This is a genomic window from Kocuria dechangensis, from assembly GCF_014636775.1.
GTDB lineage: Bacteria > Actinomycetota > Actinomycetes > Actinomycetales > Micrococcaceae > Kocuria > Kocuria dechangensis.
On the sequence record NZ_BMEQ01000006.1, the window covers coordinates 20,392 to 41,395 of the forward strand.

Here is a 21,004-nt window from a genome sequence, read left to right on the forward strand (position 1 = left end):
GGGTCTCCCCCGGCGGCGGCCCTCCGGGGACCCGCCGCTCAGCTCGCGGCGTGGGCCTCCTCGTGCACCGAGGTGACGGTGAGCCCGTCCGCCACGACATCCGCGTTGACGTCCACCCGGACCGTGTCTCCGTCCACGACGGCCCCCGCGAGGATGGCCTTGGCCAGGCGGTCGCCGATCTCCCGCTGCACCAGCCGGCGCAGCGGCCGCGCGCCGTAGGCGGGGTCGTAGCCGGTGAGGCCCAGCCACTCGATCGCTGCCGGGGTGACCTCCAGGGACAGGCGGCGCTGCCCCAGGCGATCGGCCAGCTGGGCCACCTGGATGTCCACGATCTTGGCCAGGTCGGACGTGGACAGCGGGTCGAACAGGATGACGTCGTCGAGACGGTTGAGGAACTCGGGCTTGAACGAGGCGTTCACCACGTTCATCACCGCCTGCTTCTTGGCCTCCTGGTCGATCGTCTGGTCCACCAGGAACTGGCTGCCCAGGTTGGAGGTGAGGATCAGGATCACGTTGCGGAAGTCCACGGTGCGGCCCTGCCCGTCGGTGAGCCGTCCGTCGTCGAGGACCTGCAGGAGGATGTCGAAGACGTCCGGGTGGGCCTTCTCGATCTCGTCGAGCAGGACCACCGAGTACGGGCGGCGCCGCACGGCCTCGGTCAGCTGGCCACCCTCCTCGTAGCCCACGTACCCCGGAGGGGCCCCGACGAGCCGGGAGACCGTGTGCTTCTCGCCGTACTCGGACATGTCGATCCTGACCAGGGCCCGCTCGTCGTCGAACTGGAACTCCGCGAGGGACTTGGCCAGCTCGGTCTTGCCGACGCCCGTCGGGCCGAGGAACAGGAACGAGCCGATGGGCCGGTTCGGGTCCGCGATGCCCGCGCGGGACCGCCGCACCGCGTCCGCCACGGCGGTCACGGCCGTGCGCTGGCCGATCAGCCGCTTGCCCAGGATCTCCTCCATGTGCATCAGCTTCTCGGTCTCGCCCTGCAGCATGCGGCCGGCGGGGATGCCGGTCCAGGCCGAGACCACCTCGGCGACGTCGTCTGCCGTGACCTCCTCGGAGACCATGGTGTCGTGCGGGACGTTGGTGTCCTCCTGCTCCTGGGCGGCGTCGAGCTCCTTCTGCAGGGCGGGGATCTCGCCGTAGAGCAGCCGGGACGCCTCGCCGAGGTCGCCCTGGCGCTGGGCCATCTCCGCCTGCGAGCGCAGGTTGTCGATGCGCTCCTTGAGGTCGCCCACCCGGTTCAGGCCCGCCTTCTCGGCCTCCCACCGGGCGTTGAGCGCGTCGAGCTCGGCCTTCTTGTCGGCCAGCTCCTGCCGCAGCGCGTCGAGGCGCTCGACCGACGCGGGGTCGGTCTCGCGCTCCAGCGCGAGCTCCTCCATGGTCAGCCGGTCGACGGCGCGGCGCAGCTGGTCGATCTCCTCCGGGGCGGAGTCGATCTCCATCCGCAGCCGGGACGCGGCCTCGTCCACGAGGTCGATGGCCTTGTCCGGCAGCTGGCGGCCGGGGATGTACCGGTTGGACAGCGTGGCGGCCGCGACGAGCGCGGAGTCCGCGATCTGCACCTTGTGGTGGGCCTCGTAGCGCTCCTTGAGCCCGCGCAGGATCGCGACGGTGTCCTCCACGGAGGGCTCGCCCACGTAGACCTGCTGGAAGCGGCGCTCCAGGGCGGCGTCCTTCTCGACGTTCTCGCGGTACTCGTCGAGGGTGGTGGCGCCGATCAGGCGCAGCTCGCCGCGGGCGAGCATGGGCTTGAGCATGTTGCCCGCGTCCATCGCGCCCTCGGCCGCGCCCGCGCCGACGACGGTGTGCAGCTCGTCGATGAAGGTGACGATCTGCCCCTCGGACTTCTTGATCTCCTCGAGCACGGCCTTGAGCCGCTCCTCGAACTCGCCGCGGTACTTGGCGCCGGCCACCATGGACCCGAGGTCCAGGGAGATCAGCGTCTTGTCCCGCAGGGACTCCGGGACGTCGCCGGCGACCATGCGCTGGGCGAGGCCCTCGACGACGGCGGTCTTGCCGACCCCGGGCTCGCCGATCAGGACGGGGTTGTTCTTGGTGCGCCGGGACAGCACCTGCACGACGCGGCGGATCTCGGAGTCACGGCCGATCACCGGGTCGAGCTTGCCCTCGCGGGCCATGGCGGTCAGGTCGGTGCCGAACTTCTCGAGCGCCTGGAAGGTGCCCTCGGGGTCTGGGGTGGTCACCCGGCGGTCTCCTCTCACGGAAGGGATGGTGGTCCTGAGCTGGTCGGGGCCGGCGCCCGCGGTGCGCAGGATGTCGCCGGCCCTGCCCTCCTGCTGGGCGATCCCGTACAGGAGGTGCTCGGTGGAGATGTACTCGTCGCCGAGGGACTGGGCGAACTTCTCCGCGGCCTGGATGGCCTGGAGGCTGCCCCTGTTGAACTGGGCCTGCGCGGTGGACGCCCCCGAGGCGGAGGGCAGGGCCTTGATGGCGGCGCTGGCCTGCGCCGAGACGGCGTCGACGTCGGCGCCGGTGGCCTTCAGGACGGCGACGGCCACGCCCTCGCGCTGGTCCAAGAGGGCTTTCAGGATGTGGGGCGGCTCGACCTGGGGGTTGCCCGCGGTCGAGGCGTTGGTCGAGGCTGCGGAGAGAGCCTCTTGCGACTTGGTGGTGAACTTGGTCTCCACGGGGGCTCCTTGTCGGTCGGACGAACGGGGACGAACCGGTCTGAACGCTTCTCCACACCGAGTGCGCTCCAGGGGTTCAGCTAACCTGAGTCTATCGCACTCAACTCTGCTCGGCCAGGAAATGTTCCGGTCAGTACAGGGTTCCCGGAGGGCGCGGCTCCGGGGAAGACCAGCGGAAGATGTCGCGGTGGGATGTCGAGATCCCGCGCACGGCTCCGCCCCCGGGGGCGCGTTCGTCCGCCGCGGCACGGAGCGCGACCCATATCACATCCCTCTCAACCTGTCCAAGATCACACCCCAGAACCTTGGACGGGCTCGACACCGCCCGTAACATCGAAGCTTCATCCAGTTCGGCTCGACGACGCGCCTTCCACTCCACCCCTGCTCCACACGGAAGGAACCGCCATGTCCGCACCTCGCACTGCCGTGCTCCAGGTGGTCAACGCCCCCGGCCGCACCGGCACCCGCCTCGCCCTGTTCGCCCTCGCCCTCGGTGGCTTCGGCGTCGGCACCACCGAGTTCGCCTCGATGGGGCTGCTCCCCTTCATGGCCGAGGACCTCCACGCCTCCATCCCCTCCCTCGGCCACGCCATCTCGCTCTACGCCCTCGGCGTGGTCGTCGGCGCGCCGCTGATCACGTCCCTGACCGCCCGGGTGGAGCGCAAGACGCTCCTGCTCGGCCTGATGGCCGCATTCACCCTCGGCAACGCCCTGTCCGCCGCCGCGCCCACGCTCGACCTCCTGTACGTGGCGCGCTTCCTCTCCGGCCTGCCCCACGGGGCCTACTTCGGGGTCGCCGCCGTGGTGGCGTCCTCCCTGGTGCCCCGCGAACGCCGGGGCACGGCCGTGGCCCGCGTCGCCCTGGGGCTGACGGTCGCCAACATCGTCGGTGTGCCCCTGGCCTCCGCCCTCGGCGGCGCCCTGGGCTGGCGCTCCGGCTACGGCCTCGTGGTCGTCATCGGCCTGCTCACCGTCGCGGCCCTCGCCGTCTGGGTTCCGCGCACCCGCAACGACGGCGGCGTCTCCGTGGCCCAGGAGATCCGCGCGCTGGGCCGTCCCCAGGTGACCCTGACCCTCGTGGCCGGCGCGGTCGGCTTCGGCGGCATGTTCGCCGTCTACACCTTCATCTCCCCGATCCTGACCGAGCTCAGCGGGCTCGGCATCTCCACGGTGCCCTGGGTGCTGGCCGTGTTCGGCGTGGGCATGACCCTCGGCTCGCTGCTGGCCGGCCCGCTGGTCGACCGCTCGATCGAGCGCACCGCCATGGGCGCGGGCGCGGTCTCCGCGGTGGCGCTGGCCTTCTTCGGCCTGTTCGTCCACGTCCCGACCGCGGCCGTCCTCGGCGTGCTGTGGATCGGGATCATGGGCTCCGTCTTCACCACCGCGCTGCAGATGCGCCTGCTGCGCGAGGCCAAGGATGCTCCCTCCCTGACCGCGGCCATGAACCACGCGGCGTTCAACCTCGCCAACGCGATGGGCGCCTTCCTCGGCGGGACCGTCATCTCCGCCGGGTGGGGCTACCGCTCCCCCGCCTGGGTGGGCGTCGGGCTGGCCCTGGCGGGCCTGCTCATCCTGGGCTACGCGGTCCGGCTGCACCGGTCCACCCAGCGGGCGTGAGCACCCAGCACGCCTGACCACCCAGCACGCCTGAGCACCCAGGCGTCCTGAGGGCCCAGAAGTTCTGAACACCCAGCAGTCCTGAACACCCAGCAGTCCTGAACACCCAGCGGTCCTGAACACCCAGCGGTCCTGAACACCCGCGGCCCGGAGGCCGGTCACTCCCCGACCGGCCTCCGGGCCGCGGCACGTCCTGCCCCTGAGTTCAGGCGCCGCTCCGGGCCCGCCGTGCCACCGGGTCCACCGGCTCCTCCGACTCCACCGGCTCGTCCGACTCCACCGCCCGCACGAAGTCCGCGCACAGCCCCGGCCACTGGGCCAGCTCCGCGGGAGTCCCCGCCACGTGCAGGGCGTCGCCGGGCAGGACCGCCCGCAGCGCCTCGGCCGTCGACAGCGGGTGGGCGGCGTCCCCGGACCAGGCCAGCACCAGGGTCGGCACGCCGATCCGGGACAGCGCGTCGAGCGGCGGGAGGTCGGTGGCGGCCGCGCCGCGCAGCACGGTGGGCAGCAGGCCCGGAGCGATCCGCGGCGGGTGCGTCTCCCGGTCGGCCACCGCCGGCGGCCGCGGCGCGCTCCGCCCGGCCCGGAGGTAGGCCTGGAGCCCGTGCCGCTCGACCAGCTCGGCGCTCTTCCGGTAGATCGACGCCTGGCCGCGGCGCGAGGCCCAGGCGGTCGACGGCACGCACAGCGTGAGCGACCGGAACCGCTCGGGCCGGGCCAGCGCGGCGTGCAGCAGCGTGGCCGCACCCATGGACGGTCCGATGCCGTGCACCGGCTCGCCGGGCGCCACGGCGTCCAGCAGGTGCAGCAGGTCCTCGGCCAGCCGCGGCCAGGCCCAGTCGCCGGCCACCGGCTCCGCGGCGGAACGCCCGTGGCCGCGGGCGTCGTAGCGCACCGTCCGGTGGCCGGCGAGCCCGGCGGCCAGGTCAAGGCCCCCGGCGGTGTTGGCGGCGCGGTCGGACATCAGGCCGTGCAGCTGGACCACCGGCGGACCGGAGCCGGTCACGTCGTAGGACAACTGGCAGCGGGTGAGGTCGAGCGTCGGCATGCGCCCACGCTACGCCTGTGCGATCGTGGACGACGGTGGACCGTACGAGTCGTCGACGGCCGGACAGCGTCCCCCCCGACCAGGAGGTGCGCATGCGGTTGACCAACATCACGCACGCCCGGCTGCCCGAGGGCCGCCTGTCCAGCTGCACGATCCCCGCCACTCGCACCGGCCGCCGGCTGCCGGTGTCCTTCGACCAGGGCATGCACGTCGGCGCCGGTCCCCGCCCGGGGACCTGGATGGCCGTGTCCCTGGAGCTGGCCGCGCCGGTGACCACCGCGGAGCTGGGACGGGCCTGGGCCGGCGTGGTGGCACGCCATCCCACCCTGCGCACCGTCTTCTCCGCCGACGACGACGGCCGCCCCCGGCTCCACGAGATCGCCGACGCAGTGGAGCCGGTGTGGACCGGCCACGACGTCGGTCCCCTCGGGACGAGAGCCACCCTGCAGAGGGTGGTCGACGACGCCTGCTCTCCGCTGGCCCGGCCCTCGCACCGGCTGTGCCTGATCGAGCCCGCGGACGGGCCCGTCGTCGTCGTGATCGCGGCGGACCACTCCCACGTGGACGCCTGGTCCCTGCCCCTGCTCGCCCGGGACCTGGTCGACGGCCTGGCCGACGTCCGCGCCGGCCGCCCGGCCGGGGCGGGCCGTGAGCCAGCGGGGGCCTTCGTCGAGCACACGCGGGAGCTGGCGGCCCGTCCCCCGGCCCCGCCGCGGGTCGTGGAGCGGTGGGAGCAGATCCTCGCCGACGGCGGCGGCACCATGCCCGTGTTCCCGCTCCCCCTGGGCGACCTCAGCACCCCGGCCCCCGAGACGGTCACCACCGACGACGTGCTCGGCGCCGACGGCCTGGAGCGGCTGGAGGCCCGGGCCGGCGAGCTCCGCGTCCGGCTCCTGGACCTCGTGGTCTCCGTGCTGAGCCGGGCGGCCGCCGACGTCACCGGCCGGCCGCTGCGCGCCGTCCTGCCGGTGCACAGCCGCACCGAGCCGCGGTGGCGCGACGCCGTGGGGTGGTTCATCACCAATTCGGTCCTGGACTGCGCGTCCTCCGACCCCCAGGACTGCCGGGCCGCCGTGCGCGAGACGCTGGAGCTGGGATCGCACGCCCTCGAGCCCATCATGCGGCCCCACGGCGGCATGCCCGTCCCGCCCGGCATGTTCATGCTGTCCTACCTGGACTACCGGCGGCTCCCGGTGACCCTGGCCCCGGAGCTGCAGGCGCAGCACATCTCCGCCTCGGCGCCGACCACCGGGGTGCAGGTGTGGTTCGTCGTCGGGGACAGCGGCCTGCACCTGCGCGCCCGCTACCCGGGGACCGAGGAGGCCCACGTGTCGGTGGGCTCGTGGCTGGACGCCGTCGTGCGGGGACTGCGCACGGAGGCATCCAGGGGGCTGCCCTGCGGATCGGCGAGCCGCTCCGCCTGACCCCGCCGGCGGACGCCGCGGCGCCCCTGGTCACCGCCCTTCCGTCGCGCCTACCCTGGATTCCTGGCGTCGGTCGTGCTGGACCGGCGCCCGAGGGGGTCACCGATGTCCACCCGTGAGGGACGCACACTGCTGACGCGCCGGGACGCCGTCCGTCGGGAGCCGCTGAGCACGGGCCGCAAGGTCCTGCTCGGCTGCGGCATCGCGGCGTCGGTGCTCTACGCCGCAGGCAACGACCTGCTCGCAGCCTTTCTGTACGCGGGCTACAGCCCCCTCTCCCAGGCCATCAGCGAGCTCACGTCGCCCGGCGCGCCGACCAGGACGTCGCTCGTGGTGATGGGCTTCCTCTACGACGCGCTGATCCTCGCCTTCGGCATCGGCGTCCGGCGCTCGGCCGGGGGCAGCCGCGCTCTGCGGGTGGTGGGCGCACTGCTGATCGCCCATGCCGCGGTCGGGCCGCTGTGGCTGCCGTTCCCGATGAGCGCCCGCGGAGCACCCACGCCTCCCGGGTCGTTGACCGACACCATGCACCTGGTCCTCGGCGGGCTGACCGTGCTGATCATGCTCTCGATGCTCGGAGCCGGTGCGGCGGCCTTCGGCAGGGGGTTCCGGCTGTACTCCGTGCTCACCGCGCTGGCGGTGCTGGGCTTCGGTGCCTGGATGAGCAGCTACGTGCCGGCGGTGCCCGCCGGGGAACCCACTCCGTGGATGGGGCTGGCCGAACGGCTCATGATCTGGGCGTGGCTGCTGTGGATGGTCGTCCTGGCCGTCCTGCTCCTGCGGGACTCCCCCGCCCGCCCCGATCCCGGCCCGCGGGACTCCGGAGGAGGCGGCTGATGAGGATCGCGCTGGTCGGCGACGTCATGCTCGGCCGGCTCGTCAACGACCGGCTGAGGCGGGTCGGCCCGGCCTATCCGTGGGGGGACGTCCTCCCCTTGCTGGAGCGGGCCTCGCTGCGGTTCGCGAACCTCGAGTGCGTGATCGCCGACGACGGCCCGCCCTGGCCCCGCAAGACGTTCCACTTCCGCTCGGACACCAAGAACGTCGACGTCCTCCGGGTAGCCCGCATCGACGTCGTCTCGCTGGCCAACAACCACACGCTCGACCACGGCGTGCCGGCGCTGCGGGAGATGCTGCCGGTGCTCGACCGGCACGGCATCCTCCACGCCGGGGCCGGGCTGGACGCGGAAGCGGCGCGCAGGCCCGCGGTCTGCACCCGGGACGGAACCGCGGTCGGCTTCATCGCCTTCACGGACAACGAGCCGGGCTGGGCAGCCGGCCCCGGCTCCCCCGGCGTCCTCCACGTGCCCGTCGACCTCGGGGAGGCACGCGCCCAGGAGCTCCTGGAGCTCATCCGGCAGACCCGGCTCCGCACCGGCTTCCTCGTCGTCTCCGCCCACTGGGGATCCAACTGGGGCTCCGAGGTCCCCGAGGAGCACCGCGCGTTCGCCCACGCGCTGGTGGACGCCGGGGCGGACGCCGTCTTCGGGCACTCCGCCCACATCTTCCGCGGCGTCGAGGTGTACCGCGGCAGACCGCTGGTCTACAGCGCCGGCGACTTCATCGACGACTACGCCGTCGACCCCGAGGAGCGCAACGACCAGTCCTTCCTCTTCCTGCTCGAGGTCCAGGACGGCCTGCCCCGGAGCCTGCGTCTGCACCCGACCGTGATCGCGGACTTCCGGGCGGGACTGGCCACGGCGGACGCACGGTCGATCGCGGCCCGCATGCAGGAGCTCAGCGCCGAGCTCGGCACGTCGTTCTCGTGGCTGGACGAGGAGCGCTTCCTGGTCCTTCCCCTGGCCTGAGGCGGGCCCGGGGAGGCTCCGCGAGTACATCAGGCGGGCCATGCCCGGCTCCCTTCCCTCGCAGGAGGTCGGGCACCTCGACCATGCCCCTCACGGCCGACACCAGACCGGTCCGCCGGCAGAGACCAGGTGCCCGCGCCCGCGTGGCACACTCGGTCCCATGCGCGAGCTCGTCGTCCTCGGCACCGCCTCCCAGGTCCCCACCCGGACCCGCAACCACAACGGGTACCTGCTGCACTGGGACGGAGAGGGACTGCTCTTCGACCCGGGTGAGGGCACGCAGCGGCAGATGATCCACGCGGGCGTCTCCGCCTCGCGGATCACGCGCATCTGCCTCACCCACGTCCACGGCGACCACTGCTTCGGGCTGCCGGGCGTGCTCTCGCGCATGGCGCTCGACGGCGTGGCGCACCCGGTCCACCTGCACTACCCCGCCTCCGGCGAGGACGTGGTCCGGGCGCTCGTGTCCCTCGCCTCCCCCGGCACCGACCTGCGGCTGCACCCGCACGGGAGCGGCGGGACGGTCGCCCCGGGCCTGGAGGTGCGGCCGCTGCACCACCGTGTCGAGACCTACGGCTACCGGCTCGTCGAGCCCGACGGCCGCACCCTCCTGCGGGACCGGCTCGCGGCGGCAGGGATCACGGGGCCGGACATCGGCCGCCTGCACCGCGAGGGAAGCCTGCCCGGCGTACGCGTGGAGGACGTGAGCGTGCTGCGGCCCGGCCAGCGCTTCGCCCTCGTCATGGACACGGCACCGTGTCCCGGCGCCGAGGAGCTCGCCGACGGGGCCGACCTCCTCGTGGCCGAGTCCACCTTCAGCGACGACGACGCCGATCTCGCCGCGCGGCACCGTCACCTCACGGCGGGCCAGGCCGGCGCGCTCGCGGCGGCCGGCGGTGTCGGCACCCTCGTCCTCACCCACTTCTCCTCGCGCTACGGGGACCTCGCCCCGCTCGCCGAGCAGGCGAGAGCCCGCGCCGGCGGGGCGACCGTGGTGGCCGCGCAGGACCTCGACAGGATCCCCCTTCCCCGGCGGCGCCGGGCCTGGTGCTGAGCCACGACCCGCCGCCGTCCTGGCCGCCGCGCTGGTCGCGGCAGGAGGCGCAGGGCCGGCTCAGGGCACAGGACCGCTGTTGACGGCCCGCGGCCCGGCGCGTTGGATGGAGCGGTGGATCTCCCCTCCCTGCCCTGGCTGGAACGTCACCAGGTGGCCCTGTACGTCGCCGCGATCGCGGCCGCCGGGCTGGTGGGGTGGACGGTTCCCGGCTCGGCGGCGCTGGGATCGGCGATCAGCCCGGTGCTGGGCCTGCTCCTCTTCGCCACGTTCCTGGCGGTGCCCTTCACCTCGCTCGGCCGGGCGTTCGCCGACCTCAGGTTCCTGACCGCGGTGCTGGTGCTGAACTTCGTCGTCGTCCCCGTCGTCGTCCTGGTCCTCTCCCGGGTGGTCGCCGGCCACGAGGCCCTGCTGCTGGGGGTGCTGCTGGTGCTGCTGACCCCGTGCGTGGACTACGTGATCGTCTTCTCGGGCCTCGCCGGCGGCGCCGCGGACCGCCTGCTGGCGGCGTCCCCGCTGCTGATGCTGGCCCAGATGCTGCTCCTGCCGCTCTGTCTGACGCTCTTCGCCGGGGCGGGGACGGTCGCCCTGGTGGAGGTCGCCCCGTTCGTCGAGGCGTTCCTGCTGCTCATTGCGCTCCCGCTCGCGGCGGCGGCGGCCGTGCAGTGGGCGGCGCCGCGCGCGGCGGCCGCCCGGCGGATCGAGAGCTCGACGGGCGCGGCCATGGTGCCCCTGATGGCCGCCACGCTGTTCACGGTCGTCGCCTCCCAGGTCCGCGGCGTCGGGGAGCAGCTGGGGACGCTGGTCGCGGTCGTGCCGCTCTACGTCGCCTTCCTGGTCGTCATGGTCCCGACGGGCCTGCTCGCCGCGCGCCTCGCCCGCCTGGACGTGCCCGCCACGCGGGCCCTGGCGTTCAGCGGGGCCACCCGCAACTCCCTGGTGGTCCTGCCGCTCGCCCTGGCGCTGCCGGAGCAGCTGGCCCTGACGCCGCTGGTCGTCGTCACCCAGACGCTGGTCGAGCTGGTGGGCATGGTCGTGCTCGTCCGTCTGCTCCCGCGGCTCACCCCGGCCCGGGCTGCCTCGCGGAGCTCCGCGTAGGGGTCCGGAGGGCTCAGGCCGCAGAGGACAGCGTCAGCTGCCGCCGGTGGAAGTCGAAGTGCTCGGTCCCGTAGTGGTAGACCTCCGCCAGGCTCATGCGGTCCCGGAAGAACGGGTCCCACCGGACGGGGAAGTGCATGCCCCGGCGCAGCGCCTCCTCGGGCTCGCCGTCCAGCTGATCGTGCAGGGCGGCGACCGTGCGGTCGAACCAGCGCGTCAGCCGCGGCCCGTGGAACGCGAGCGCCCCGCCGCAGGAGCCGAGGTAGTTCACGAGGTGGAAGGGACGGGTCCCGGCGTCGAGCGCCCGGGCGAAGACCCGGCCGACGGGGTCCGGCAGCCGGCCCATGAGGCGGACCAGCCCGAGCAGCCGGCGCACGACCAGGTACCCGAAGAACATGTGGAACAGCATCTGCCCGTTGGTCCACCGGGTCCCGTCGGTGCGCCGGCGCAGGTCCGCCGGCGACGCCCTGTCCACCAGGGCGTGGAAGACCGCCTGCGCCCGCTCCAGCTCCTCGTGGATCGCCCGCCGGTCCACCGGTGCACCGTCCATGCTCAGCACCTCGTTCGTCCGTCAGCTCGTCCGTCTGCTCTTGAGTCTGTTCGTCCGTCTGCTCATGCGTCGGCTCGTCCGTCGTGCCCGGGCGTCCCGCGACGCGGGGGCGCACGGGGAAGCGCTAGTCGCGGCGGGTGACCTGCCGGAAGTACTGGACACCGGCGACGAGGTGCAGGACCGCGGCGACCTGGACGAGCACGCGGCCGCTGACCGTCACCTCGGTGCTGTTCCAGGCGGGTCCGGCGAGCACGAGCACGGAGCCGACCATCAGCAGCGCCGTCTTGGCCTTCCCCACCCTGGTCACCCGCAGGACGCCGAAGGTCCTGTGCCGCAGCGCGGCGATGCCGATCACGACGTCCACCACCACGATCGCGATGATCACCCACCACGGGAAGAGGCCGACGGCGGCGGCCGCGACTGCGATGGCCATGGTCCCCAGCCGGTCGGCGATGGGATCCATGACCTCGCCCACGCGACTGCGCTGGTTCAGGGCCCGTGCCAGGACGCCGTCGACCCAGTCGGTCAGCGAGAACACGGCGACGAGCACCAGCGCCCGCACGGGGTGGTCGTAGATGTGGAGGACGGCCAGCACGGCCGGGACGATCAGGCAGAACCGCGCCACCGAGACGACGTTGGGCAGTGTGAGCACGCGGTGGTAGTACGGCGACTCCTGCGGATCGACTGTGTCCTGGCCCTCCATGGTTCTCCCGCTCCTCCCGCGCGCCGGGCGGTCAGGTCGAGGGACCGCGCGGCTCGCTGCTTCGAGCGTATTCCATGGACGGGCGGTTCGCCGGAACGGGCCGGACACAGGGTGCCCGGCCCCGGCGCCGCCCGCCCCCGGGTGCGGGCCGTGCCCGGGGACCTGAGGCGCCCGCAGGTCCGGACCTGGGCCCTGTGACCAGCATCGTATTGGCTCCTCCCCGAGGATCACGTTAGGGTGCTGTGGTCCGGAAACCCCGTCCGGCGCCTCCCCCTCCCACCCCCGGGAGGTCCGGCTCGCCGGCTGTCGCATCCACCGCTGCGGCGCTCCGCTCCCGCAGCGGATTCCGCCCCGGCCCGACGCCGGAGGTGGTCGCGGCCTCCGCCGGCGCCCTGCTCGACCGGGCCGGCCGCCGCACGCGCCACCGCCCGGACGGCCCGCTGCACCAGGGCGGGCACCCGATCCTGCTGGGAGATCCTCCTTGACCCTGCTGACCGCCGAGCGCACGCGCGCCGCACGTCCGCCGGCCCCTGGGCGCCCCGCCCGCCGTCCCGAGATCCAGGGCCTGCGCGGGGTGGCCGTGCTGCTGGTGGTGGCCTTCCACGTCTGGACCGACCGCGTCTCCGGCGGGGTGGACGTCTTCTTCGTCCTCTCCGCCTTCCTGCTGACGGGCTCCTTCGCGCGCCGGATCGAGCGGGGCGGGCCCCTGGAGCTGCGGGCGTACTGGCTGCGCACGTTCAGCCGCCTGATCGGGCCGCTGGCCGTGATGCTGCTGGCGGTGCTCGCCGCGGTGCTCGTGCTCTACCCGCCCAGCCGCTGGGACACGCTGATCGGCCACGCCTGGGGCTCGCTGCTCTACGTCCAGAACTGGGTGCTCGCGGCCGAGGCCGTCGACTACTACGCCGGGGGCGGAGCGGCCTCCACCCCGCTGCAGCACACGTGGTCGCTGTCCCTCCAGGGCCAGGTCTTCCTGGTCTGGCCCCTGCTGCTGGCCGGGACCGCCTGGGCGGCCCGCCGGACCGGCCTGCGCTTCCGGAGCCTCGCGGCGGGCGTGTTCGGCGCCGTTCTCGCGTCCTCCCTCGCCTGGTCCGTGCTCAGCACGGCGGCGGAGCCGGAGGGCGCCTACTTCAGTTCGTTCACCCGGGCGTGGGAGTTCGCCCTCGGCTCGCTGGCCGCCCTCGCCGTCGCGGCCCTGCCGCCGGGGGCTGGGCCGGGCTCCGCGCGCCGCTTCCCGGAGCGCGCCACCGGGGCCGCAACGGGGGCCACAGCCGGGGACGCCGCCCGGAAGGCCCTCACCACGCCTCTCGGAGCGGCCCTCACCACTGCTCTCGCCGCGGGCCTCGGGTGGGCAGGCCTCGCGGCCGTCGTGGCGACCCCGTTCCTGATCGACGCGCAGACCCGCTTCCCCGGCGCGGTGGCGCTCGCCCCCACCGTGGGCGCCGCCGCGGTGCTGCTGGCAGGGGCCGTCGTGCACGGGTCACCGGCGGGGGTCGACCGCCTGCTCGCCGCCCGCCCCCTGACCTGGATCGGGGACCGGGCCTACGGCATCTACCTGTGGCACTGGCCGCTGCTCATCACCTACGCGCTGCTGCTGCCCGGCGAGTCCGTCCCGGTGCTGCACGGTCTCGGCGTCCTCGCGGCGTCCCTGGTCCTGACCCGCGCCACCGCTCCCCTGACCCGGCTGCCCGCGGTGCTGGCCCGGGCCGGACGGGCGCTCGCGCGGCGCCCCCGGTCCACCGTGGGGGACCTCGCCCGGCTGGTCGCGACCGTGGTCCTCGTGGCCGTTCCCGTGGGCACGGCCCACGGCGGGACCGTCCTGCGCGAGGCCCAGCTGCAGGCCGTCGAGCGGAGTGCCGAGAACTACCCCGGCGCCGCCGTCCTGCGGGGAGACGCGATCGCGCCCACCGGGGTGCCCGCCGTCCCCACGGCCGCCGAGCGCGAGGGCGAGTGGGGCGAGACCGGCGTGGAGTGCGCGCCCGAGGACGGCGCGGACCTGATCGGCGAGCTCGGCGACTGCTGGACCGTGGGGCCCACGGACGGGTCGGAGCCCGAGCGCACGCTCGTCGTCATCGGCGACTCCCACGCGATGCAGCTGCTGACCCCGATCAACCGGGCGGCCGAGCAGCACGGGTGGAAGGTCGTCAGCTACCTGCGGATGGGCTGCCGCTACGCGGCGGAACCGGCCGAACCGGCAGAGCAGGACGGGCAGGACGACGGGTGCGCCGCCTTCAACGCCGCCGCGAGGGACGCGGCCCTCGCCCAGGCGCCGGACGCGGTGCTGACGATCGGCACCCGCAGCCTCGCGGCGGCCCCGCACGAGGAGCTCGTGAGCGGCTACGAGGAGGGGGTGGGCGCGTTCCTCGAGGCCGGGGTGCCGGTGGTCGCGTTCCGGGACAACCCGCGCTTCTCCTACGACATGTTCGAGTGCGTCGAGGTCTTCGGTGCCCAGCACCCGCGGTGCAACGTCCCGCGCTCGGAGGCCCTGCTGCCCGTCAACCCGCTCCTGGAGGTCGCCGCGCGGCACGAGCAGCTGCACGTCGTGGACCTCACCGACCGGCTCTGCACCGAGGACGTGTGCCCCTCGGTGATCGGCAACGTCGTCGTCTACCGCGACCTCGACCACGTCACGTCCGCGTACGGGGCGACCATGACCCCTGACGTCTCGGAGCGGCTGCGCTCTACCCTGGGCTGGTAGGCGGCGTCCCGCCGCCTCCGAGCAAGGAGCCGGCCGTGGACCCCACCGTGCACTTCGTGACCCTCTCGACCCCGGACCTCGACGCCGCCCGCGGCTTCTACGCCCGTGGGCTCGGCTGGACGCCCCTGCTCGACGTCCCCGGCGAGATCCTGTTCTTCCAGGTGGCCCCGGGGCTGGTGCTGGGCCTGTTCGACGCCGGGAAGTTCGCCGAGGACCTCGGCCGCACCGGCCGGACCGCGGCGGAGGGCGTGACGCTCTCGCACAACGTGGGCGGCGAGGCGGAGGTCCGGGCGGCGGTGGAGGCGATGGCCGCCGCCGGCGGGACCGTCCTCAAGGCCCCGCAGGAGGGAGCCTTCGGGGGCGTCTTCCACGCCCACGTCGCGGACCTGAACGGGGTGGTGTGGGAGATCGCGCACAACCCGGGGTGGCGGATCGACGACGACGGCGCCGTCCACCTGGGCTGACGCCGTGGACACCGAACCCGGGAACACCGAACCCGGGAGCACAGAGGCCGGGAACACAGAGCCCGTGGACGAGCTGCGCCGGATCGCCGCGGCCTTCCCGGACCTGCGCTGGTCGTCGGCGCGGCGCGTCACGGAGGGCTGGGACCACGTCGTCGTGATCCTCGACGACGCCCTCGTGTTCCGCTTCCCCCTCGAGCCGCACTACGCGGCTCTCCGCGAGCTGGAGACGGAGGTGCTCGAGCACCTGTCGGGGCTCACCGCGGCCCGGCTGCCCCGCCGCACGCACGTGGCGCCCGACGGCTCGTTCGTCGGCTATCCGCTGGTCCCCGGGCGCACGCTCACCCCGGAGGTCCTGGCCGGCCTCGGCCCCGGGGAGACCGCGGAGGTCCTGGACCAGCTGGCGGCGTTCCTGTCCGCCCTGCACACCGCCCCGCTCGCGGGCACGCCGCTGGAACGGGTCCCGCCCTCGTACCTGCCCGAGGACCAGCGGGAGGTCCGCCGGGCGGTCGGCGTCCACCTGCGCGGTGTCCTGGAGCCGCAGGAGCTCGCCGAGGTGGAGGAGATCCTCGCCGACGTCGACCGCCTCCTCGAGGCCGACCTCCCGCGGGTCTTCCTCCACGGCGACGTGTACAGCCGCCACCTGCTCTGGGACGCCGGGGCGCGGCGCCTGGGCGTCATCGACTTCAGCGACATGTGCCTGGGCGACCCCGCCGTGGACTTCGCCGAGCTCCACGAGTACGGCGACGACGTGGTTTGCGCCGTGCACGGGCGGTGGACGGGACCGCGGGACCCCGGCCTCCTGGAGCGGGCGTGGACCTACCAGCGGTGGGCGGGGGTGTACCTGATGACGGACCACTTCGAGGTCGGGAAGACGTCGTGGGCGCAGGCCCGGGCCACCTTCGACCGGGTGCGGCGGGGGCGCCGTCCGGGCGGGTGAGCAGCCGGCCGAGCGCTCGGCCGGACCAGCGCCCGGCAATGGCCCGGCCGCGCAGGTCAACCGCGCAGGTCAACCGCGCAGGTCAACCGCGCAGGTCAACCGCGCAGGTCAACCGCGCAGGTCAGGCGCGCAGGTCAGGCGCGCAGGTCAGCCGCGGACGTCGAAGACCAGGTGGTGCTCGACGTCGTGCAGGAAGTACACGGCGAAGGTCGCCACGGTGAAGTCCTTGCCGTCCCCGCGCCGGCCGTCCCGCTCCCACTGGTCCCCCGTGACGGCGTCGAAGGCGTCCGCGGTGGCCCGGGCCTGCTCCGTCAGCTGCGCGGCGACCTCGTGGGGCTCCTGCAGGTTGTAGCGCCCCTCGACCGCGGCGGCGTCCTGGTCCCAGTCGGGGAAGACGGGGGTCTGCTCGGTGAGCATGAGCCGCAGCCGCTCGCGGAAGACCCCGCAGAGGTCCCGGACGTGGGAGGCGTACTCGAGCGGGGACCAGGTGCCCGGCACGGGCCTCGCCGTGACGTCGGGGCGGTCCAGGACGGCGGTCCACCGGTCGAGGGTTGCCCGGAGCCGCTCCCCCGTGGTCGTCACGTCGAAGCGGGGGTCGAAGCCGCAGTCGTCGCACCCGCCGTCGATGACGACGGTCCAGTCCTTGGTCTCGGGCGGGACGGGCGAGGTGTCGGGGATCTGGGGGTGCTCAGCGGTCATGGGGCCAATCTACTCACCGCGCTGCTCAGCGTGTCCACCCCGATGAGCCGCACCCGGCGGTTCACAGCCCCTGCCGGTCCAGGATCTCGTCCTCGGTGAGCGGCTCCCCCCGCTGGATCCGGCGGGTGCGGCGGAGGTCGGTCGCGGCCAGCGCCAGCGCGGCGACGGCCAGCACGAAGGAGAGGATCCCGAGGGTGTTGGCGAAGCCCGCCGACAGCCCCAGCAGGCCGGGGTCGGTGGCCCGGGTCAGGAGCGAGACGCCCTGCCCGTCCACGCGGTCGGGCAGCACGGCGCCGAACCCCAGCACGACGAGCCACGCCGCGAGCGTCGTCAGCGACGCCCGCAGGGAGGCCCCGGCGGGGACGTGCGCGCGGGCGTCGCGGCGCAGCACCTCGGCGCCGGCGCCGAGGAGGACGGTCAGCGGCAGGCCGAGCGCCAGGGCGTGGAGGAGCACGAGCTCCCCGGCCGCGCCGGCGACCCCGCGGCCCGCGGCGACCCACACGCCGAGCAGGAGCGCCAGGGGCGGCGCGAGGACGGGCACGGCGCGCTGGAGGCCTGAGGCGCGGCGCGGGACGGGATCGAGGGGTGCTGGCACGCGCGCCAGTCTATGCGTCCGGCGCCCCGCTAGGCTGGAGCGCATGTCGTCCCCCGGATTTCCGCACGCCGTCCTCTTCGACCACGACGGGACCCTCGTCGACACGGAGCCCCTGTGGGAGGAGGCCAAGCGCGCCCTGGCCGCCGAGCACGGACGCGACTGGACGGCGCAGGACACCGCGGCCACGCTCGGACGGCCCATCCCGGTCACGATCGCCCGGATGCGGGAGATCGGCGTGGACCTCGACGACCGCACGATGTTCCGGGCGATCTACGAGCACAGCGTCCGCGTCCTGGAGGCGGCCCAGCTCGAGTTCATCGAGGGCGTCGGCGCCCTGCTGGAGGAGCTGTCCGCGACCGGGATCCCGGCCGCGATCGTCACCAACGCCACGTCGGAGGTGGCCCGGCTCACGGCCGCCGCGGCGCCCCGGGGCCTGTTCCGGGTGGTGATCGGGGACGAGGAGGTCGCCGCCGGAGTGCGCCCCAAGCCGGACCCGCACGCGTACCTGACGGCCGCCCGGCGGCTCGGGGTGGACCCGGCACGGTGCGTCGTGGTCGAGGACTCCCCCAGCGGCGCCGCGAGCGGGGTGGCGGCCGGCATCCCCACGGTGGTCGTGCCGGGGATCAAGGCGGTCCCCGCCGGCCCCGGGCTGGTGCACCTGCCCTCCCACCGGGAGCTCTCGCTGGAGCTGCTGCAGTCGCTGGACCCGCACGCGCCGTCGTCGCCGTTCCACCCCGACGCCGTCTGGAGGGCCTGAGCCGTGGACCGTTCCCCGCAGGCCGTGGACCGTTCCCCGCAGGCCGCGGGCTTCCCCGCCGCCGTCCTCTTCGACCACGACGGCACCCTGGTGGACTCGGAGCCCCAGTGGGCGGTCGCCAAGCGCGCCGTGGCGGCCCGCTACGGCGTCGCCTGGGAGACCGAGGACGACCTCCTCACCCTGGGCAAGACCGTCCCGACGTCCGCCGCGCTCATGGTCGAGCGCGGCGCCGCGGGCACCGTCGAGGGCATCACCGCGGAGCTCGGGCGGGAGGTCGCGGACGCCCTCACGGGCGAGGTGCCGTTCCTGCCGGGGATGCGCGAGCTGCTGGACGAGCTGGCGGCGGCCGGGATCCCCGGGGCCGTGGTGACGAACGCCCTCACCGTGGTCGCGGAGGGCACCGCGTCCGGCGCGCCCGAGGTGCTGCGGGTGGTCGTCTCCCAGGAGGACGTGGAGCACCCCAAGCCGCACCCGGAGCCCTACCTGCTCGCCGCGCGGCGGCTGGGCGTGGACCCGGCCCGGTGCGTGGCGATCGAGGACTCGCAGACCGGCGCGGCGAGCGCGGCGGCGGCCGGGATGCCGGTCGTCGTGGTCCCGGGCGAGCTCGCCGTGGCGCCCGCCCCGGGGCTCGTGCTCGTGGACTCCCACACCGACGTCACGCTGGCGTTCCTGCGCTCCCTGGGGACCTGAGCGTCCCGGGGCCGCCGCGGGCACGCCCCGGAAACGCCGCGAGGGCGCACCTCCCGCCGATCTGCACGGTGCCGAGCACGGTGCGGAACAGCGGGTGGTGCGCCCTCGCGGACGGGTGGACTCAGCGGGTCGCGGTGCCCTGGGGGGACGACGCGCGGCGCGGGCTGCGGCTGCGGCGACGGGCCGCGGCCTGCGTGGCGCGGTCCGGCGCGGACTCGGTGGAGTACGCCGGTGCCGCGGAACGGGTCGGCGCGGCGGAGCGCGCCGGTGCCGCGGAGCGAGGGGCCGAGCCGTTGCCGGGGCGGGAGCCGCCACGGGTGCCGGACTCGGGGCGCTGGTCGCGGGAGGCGCTGCGCGGCTGCTCGGAACGGCCCTGGCCGCCACGGCCGCGGCCGGCGCCGGAGCGCGTGCGGCTCTGGCCGCCGCGGCTGCCGCCGGGACCCTGCACCTGCACGGGCTGCGGCACGTACGCGACCTTCTCGGCGCGCTCGCCCACGAGGTCGGCGACGACCGGCGAGCCGATGGTCACCGCGTCGAAGTCCGCGGTCACGCCGGCGGCCTTCATGAGCTGCGTGACCTCGCGGCGCTCCTCCTTGGTCGCGACCGTGACGACGGAGCCCGAGGCGCCGGCGCGGGCGGTCCGCCCGGAGCGGTGCAGGTAGGACTTGTGCTCGGTCGGCGGGTCGATGTGCACGACCAGCTCGACCTCGTCCACGTGCACGCCGCGGGCTGCGACGTCCGTGGCCACGAGCACGCGCACGTCACCGGCGGAGAACTGGGCCAGGTTGCGGTCGCGGGCGTTCTGGGACAGGTTGCCGTGCAGGTCGACGGCGGGGATGCCGATCTGCGTGAGCTTGCGGGCCATCTTCTTGGCGCGGTGCTTGGTGCGCGTGAACATCACGCGGCGGCCCGTGCCGGAGGCCAGCGCCTCGATGAGCTCCTGCTTCTCGTCCGCGTCCACGACGAGCACGTGGTGGTCCATGGTGGACACGGTCGCCTGGGGGGCGTCCACGGAGTGCTTGACGGGGTTGGACAGGAACTGCTTCACGAGCTTGTCCACGCCGCCGTCGAGCGTCGCGGAGAACAGCAGCCGCTGCCGGCCCTGGGGGGTGCGCTTGAGGATGCGGGTGACCACGGGCAGGAAGCCCATGTCGGCCATGTGGTCGGCCTCGTCGATGACGGTCACGCGGATGTCGTCGAGGGTGAGGATGTTCTGCTTGAGCAGGTCCTCGAGGCGGCCGGGGCACGCGATGACGATGTCGGCGCCCTTGGCGAGCGCCCGCTCCTGGTTCTTCTGCGAGACGCCGCCGAAGATCACGGTGGTGGTCAGACCGGCGGCCTCGGCGAGCGGGGCGATGGCGCGGTCGATCTGGGTGGCGAGCTCGCGGGTGGGGGCGAGGACCAGGCCGGTGGGCCGGTTCGCGCGGCGGGCGGCGCGGGCGCCGCCGCCGCTCAGCCCGGCGAGCCGGGCGACGAGGGGCAGCGCGAAGGCCACGGTCTTGCCGGAGCCGGTCCTGCCGCGGCCGAGCACGTCACGGCCGGCCAGGGAATCGGGGAGGGTCTTCTCCTGGATGGGGAACGCCGACTCGATGCCCTGCTGGGACAGGACGGCGGAAAGGGCCTCGGGCACGCCGAGGTCAGTGAAAGTAGCCAAAACTGGGATACGTCTTTCGATCGGATGTCCCGGCAAGGGGGTAGCGCGCCGGGTTGCGCCGAATGACTCCTGGAGCCCCTTGGAGCGGGCAGAGACCGTCTGGAACGGTGCCGCGCGAAGAAGAACGGGGTGCTCGACGCCTGCCTGTTCCCCTGTTGACGGAGAACAGTGCCATGTGCAATACCCTCCACCCTACAGCACGGGCCGGCGGCCGCCCCGGAAATGTGGCCGAGAGCACGCCGGCGGCCCGGCACCGTGGGGGCCGGGCCGCCGCGCTGAGGGCGTGCCGGGGGCCGCTCGGGGAACCGGGAGGCAGCTACTTCAGCAGCTTCCGGAGCAGGTCGCCCGCCCCGATCGTGGTCCTCCGGTAGACCTTGTTGTACGCCGCGCGCTTGGGATCACGGACCCACCCCATGCCGGGGCGGCCGTAGCCGGGGATGACCGCGCGCTTGACCCTCCGCTTGACCCGCGCGGTGGTGCGCGCCCTGATCGAGCCGAGGGGGTTGGGGCGGCGGATGCCGAACTTCACCATGGGATCCTCCTGAGATCGGGGGGGC

Annotated in this window: 19 protein-coding genes; 11 read left to right on the forward strand and 8 right to left on the reverse strand. The window is 74.2% G+C overall.

Annotation, left to right across the window (positions count from 1 at the left end; genetic code table 11):
* Positions 1 to 38: 38 nt before the first annotated feature.
* Positions 39 to 2,654 (reverse strand): ATP-dependent chaperone ClpB, encoded by a 2,616-nt coding sequence (gene clpB / locus IEW07_RS07500; RefSeq protein WP_188535843.1) that lies wholly within the window; start codon positions 2,652 to 2,654, stop codon positions 39 to 41.
* A 405-nt stretch (positions 2,655 to 3,059) separates the two neighbouring features.
* Here clpB and IEW07_RS07505 point away from each other — a divergent pair, with 405 nt between their 5' ends.
* Positions 3,060 to 4,271: an MFS transporter gene (locus IEW07_RS07505; protein ID WP_188535845.1), complete on the forward strand. Its 1,212-nt coding sequence runs from the start codon at positions 3,060 to 3,062 to the stop codon at positions 4,269 to 4,271.
* A 205-nt stretch (positions 4,272 to 4,476) separates the two neighbouring features.
* Here the strand turns inward: IEW07_RS07505 and IEW07_RS07510 are convergent, their stop codons facing one another.
* Entirely contained in the window at positions 4,477 to 5,319 is an 843-nt protein-coding gene (locus IEW07_RS07510; protein ID WP_188535846.1) for an alpha/beta fold hydrolase, read from the reverse strand.
* Between the two features lie 92 nt (positions 5,320 to 5,411).
* Here IEW07_RS07510 and IEW07_RS07515 point away from each other — a divergent pair, with 92 nt between their 5' ends.
* The 5 genes from IEW07_RS07515 to IEW07_RS07535 all read left to right on the forward strand — a co-directional run bounded on the left by IEW07_RS07515 (position 5,412) and on the right by IEW07_RS07535 (position 10,703).
* On the forward strand, positions 5,412 to 6,743 hold the full coding sequence (locus IEW07_RS07515; protein ID WP_188535849.1) for a condensation domain-containing protein: 1,332 nt from the start codon (positions 5,412 to 5,414) through the stop codon (positions 6,741 to 6,743).
* A 105-nt stretch (positions 6,744 to 6,848) separates the two neighbouring features.
* A complete protein-coding gene (locus IEW07_RS07520; RefSeq protein WP_188535850.1) occupies positions 6,849 to 7,580 on the forward strand; it encodes a DUF998 domain-containing protein in 732 nt (243 codons plus the stop codon).
* Positions 7,580 to 8,551 (forward strand): CapA family protein, encoded by a 972-nt coding sequence (locus IEW07_RS07525; RefSeq protein ID WP_188535852.1) that lies wholly within the window; start codon positions 7,580 to 7,582, stop codon positions 8,549 to 8,551. Before IEW07_RS07520 ends, IEW07_RS07525 begins: the two co-directional genes overlap by 1 nt.
* 160 nt (positions 8,552 to 8,711) lie before the next feature.
* On the forward strand, positions 8,712 to 9,605 hold the full coding sequence (locus tag IEW07_RS07530; RefSeq protein WP_188535854.1) for a ribonuclease Z: 894 nt from the start codon (positions 8,712 to 8,714) through the stop codon (positions 9,603 to 9,605).
* Positions 9,606 to 9,719: 114 nt separating this feature from the next.
* Complete coding sequence (locus IEW07_RS07535) at positions 9,720 to 10,703, forward strand: bile acid:sodium symporter (protein WP_188535856.1); 984 nt, start codon at positions 9,720 to 9,722, stop codon at positions 10,701 to 10,703.
* Positions 10,704 to 10,716: 13 nt separating this feature from the next.
* On the opposite strand, the gene IEW07_RS07540 is transcribed toward IEW07_RS07535, so the two are convergent.
* Entirely contained in the window at positions 10,717 to 11,253 is a 537-nt protein-coding gene (locus tag IEW07_RS07540; RefSeq protein WP_188535858.1) for a DinB family protein, read from the reverse strand.
* A gap of 124 nt (positions 11,254 to 11,377) precedes the next feature.
* Positions 11,378 to 11,956, reverse strand: a complete 579-nt coding sequence (locus IEW07_RS07545) for a CDP-alcohol phosphatidyltransferase family protein (protein ID WP_188535860.1) — start codon at positions 11,954 to 11,956, stop codon at positions 11,378 to 11,380.
* Positions 11,957 to 12,437: 481 nt separating this feature from the next.
* Between IEW07_RS07545 and IEW07_RS07550 the strand changes: the two genes are divergently transcribed.
* From IEW07_RS07550 to IEW07_RS07560, 3 genes are all read left to right on the forward strand, one after another.
* Entirely contained in the window at positions 12,438 to 14,651 is a 2,214-nt protein-coding gene (locus tag IEW07_RS07550; RefSeq protein WP_188535862.1) for an acyltransferase family protein, read from the forward strand.
* A gap of 35 nt (positions 14,652 to 14,686) precedes the next feature.
* Positions 14,687 to 15,115, forward strand: a complete 429-nt coding sequence (locus tag IEW07_RS07555; protein ID WP_188535864.1) for a VOC family protein — start codon at positions 14,687 to 14,689, stop codon at positions 15,113 to 15,115.
* 64 nt (positions 15,116 to 15,179) lie between these two features.
* Complete coding sequence (locus IEW07_RS07560) at positions 15,180 to 16,052, forward strand: phosphotransferase family protein (RefSeq protein WP_229741638.1); 873 nt, start codon at positions 15,180 to 15,182, stop codon at positions 16,050 to 16,052.
* 147 nt (positions 16,053 to 16,199) lie between these two features.
* On the opposite strand, the gene IEW07_RS07565 is transcribed toward IEW07_RS07560, so the two are convergent.
* Entirely contained in the window at positions 16,200 to 16,751 is a 552-nt protein-coding gene (locus IEW07_RS07565) for a DinB family protein (RefSeq protein WP_188535866.1), read from the reverse strand.
* 61 nt (positions 16,752 to 16,812) lie between these two features.
* Complete coding sequence (locus tag IEW07_RS07570) at positions 16,813 to 17,346, reverse strand: hypothetical protein (protein WP_188535868.1); 534 nt, start codon at positions 17,344 to 17,346, stop codon at positions 16,813 to 16,815.
* 43 nt (positions 17,347 to 17,389) lie between these two features.
* On the opposite strand from IEW07_RS07570, the gene IEW07_RS07575 reads away from it, so the two are divergent.
* Complete coding sequence (locus IEW07_RS07575; protein WP_188535870.1) at positions 17,390 to 18,103, forward strand: HAD family hydrolase; 714 nt, start codon at positions 17,390 to 17,392, stop codon at positions 18,101 to 18,103.
* A 3-nt stretch (positions 18,104 to 18,106) separates the two neighbouring features.
* Complete coding sequence (locus IEW07_RS07580) at positions 18,107 to 18,793, forward strand: HAD family hydrolase (RefSeq protein WP_229741639.1); 687 nt, start codon at positions 18,107 to 18,109, stop codon at positions 18,791 to 18,793.
* Positions 18,794 to 18,914: 121 nt separating this feature from the next.
* Here the strand turns inward: IEW07_RS07580 and IEW07_RS07585 are convergent, their stop codons facing one another.
* Both IEW07_RS07585 and IEW07_RS07590 read right to left on the reverse strand, forming a co-directional pair.
* Positions 18,915 to 20,447: a DEAD/DEAH box helicase gene (locus IEW07_RS07585; RefSeq protein WP_229741640.1), complete on the reverse strand. Its 1,533-nt coding sequence runs from the start codon at positions 20,445 to 20,447 to the stop codon at positions 18,915 to 18,917.
* 316 nt (positions 20,448 to 20,763) lie between these two features.
* Positions 20,764 to 20,979, reverse strand: coding sequence for a hypothetical protein (locus IEW07_RS07590; RefSeq protein ID WP_229741641.1), 216 nt, complete (start codon positions 20,977 to 20,979; stop codon positions 20,764 to 20,766).
* Positions 20,980 to 21,004: the final 25 nt, after the last annotated feature.

Bases quoted from the DNA above. Each gene is read 5' to 3' on its own strand.
- IEW07_RS07505 (WP_188535845.1), top strand. From the start codon at position 3,060: ATGTCCGCACCTCGCACTGCCGTGCTCCAGGTGGTCAACGCCCCCGGC.
- IEW07_RS07510 (WP_188535846.1), bottom strand. From the start codon at position 5,319: ATGCCGACGCTCGACCTCACCCGCTGCCAGTTGTCCTACGACGTGACC.
- IEW07_RS07515 (WP_188535849.1), top strand. From the start codon at position 5,412: ATGCGGTTGACCAACATCACGCACGCCCGGCTGCCCGAGGGCCGCCTG.
- IEW07_RS07520 (WP_188535850.1), top strand. From the start codon at position 6,849: ATGTCCACCCGTGAGGGACGCACACTGCTGACGCGCCGGGACGCCGTC.
- IEW07_RS07525 (WP_188535852.1), top strand. From the start codon at position 7,580: ATGAGGATCGCGCTGGTCGGCGACGTCATGCTCGGCCGGCTCGTCAAC.
- IEW07_RS07530 (WP_188535854.1), top strand. From the start codon at position 8,712: ATGCGCGAGCTCGTCGTCCTCGGCACCGCCTCCCAGGTCCCCACCCGG.
- IEW07_RS07540 (WP_188535858.1), bottom strand. From the start codon at position 11,253: ATGGACGGTGCACCGGTGGACCGGCGGGCGATCCACGAGGAGCTGGAG.
- IEW07_RS07545 (WP_188535860.1), bottom strand. From the start codon at position 11,956: ATGGAGGGCCAGGACACAGTCGATCCGCAGGAGTCGCCGTACTACCAC.
- IEW07_RS07565 (WP_188535866.1), bottom strand. From the start codon at position 16,751: ATGACCGCTGAGCACCCCCAGATCCCCGACACCTCGCCCGTCCCGCCC.
- IEW07_RS07575 (WP_188535870.1), top strand. From the start codon at position 17,390: ATGTCGTCCCCCGGATTTCCGCACGCCGTCCTCTTCGACCACGACGGG.
- IEW07_RS07590 (WP_229741641.1), bottom strand. From the start codon at position 20,979: ATGGTGAAGTTCGGCATCCGCCGCCCCAACCCCCTCGGCTCGATCAGG.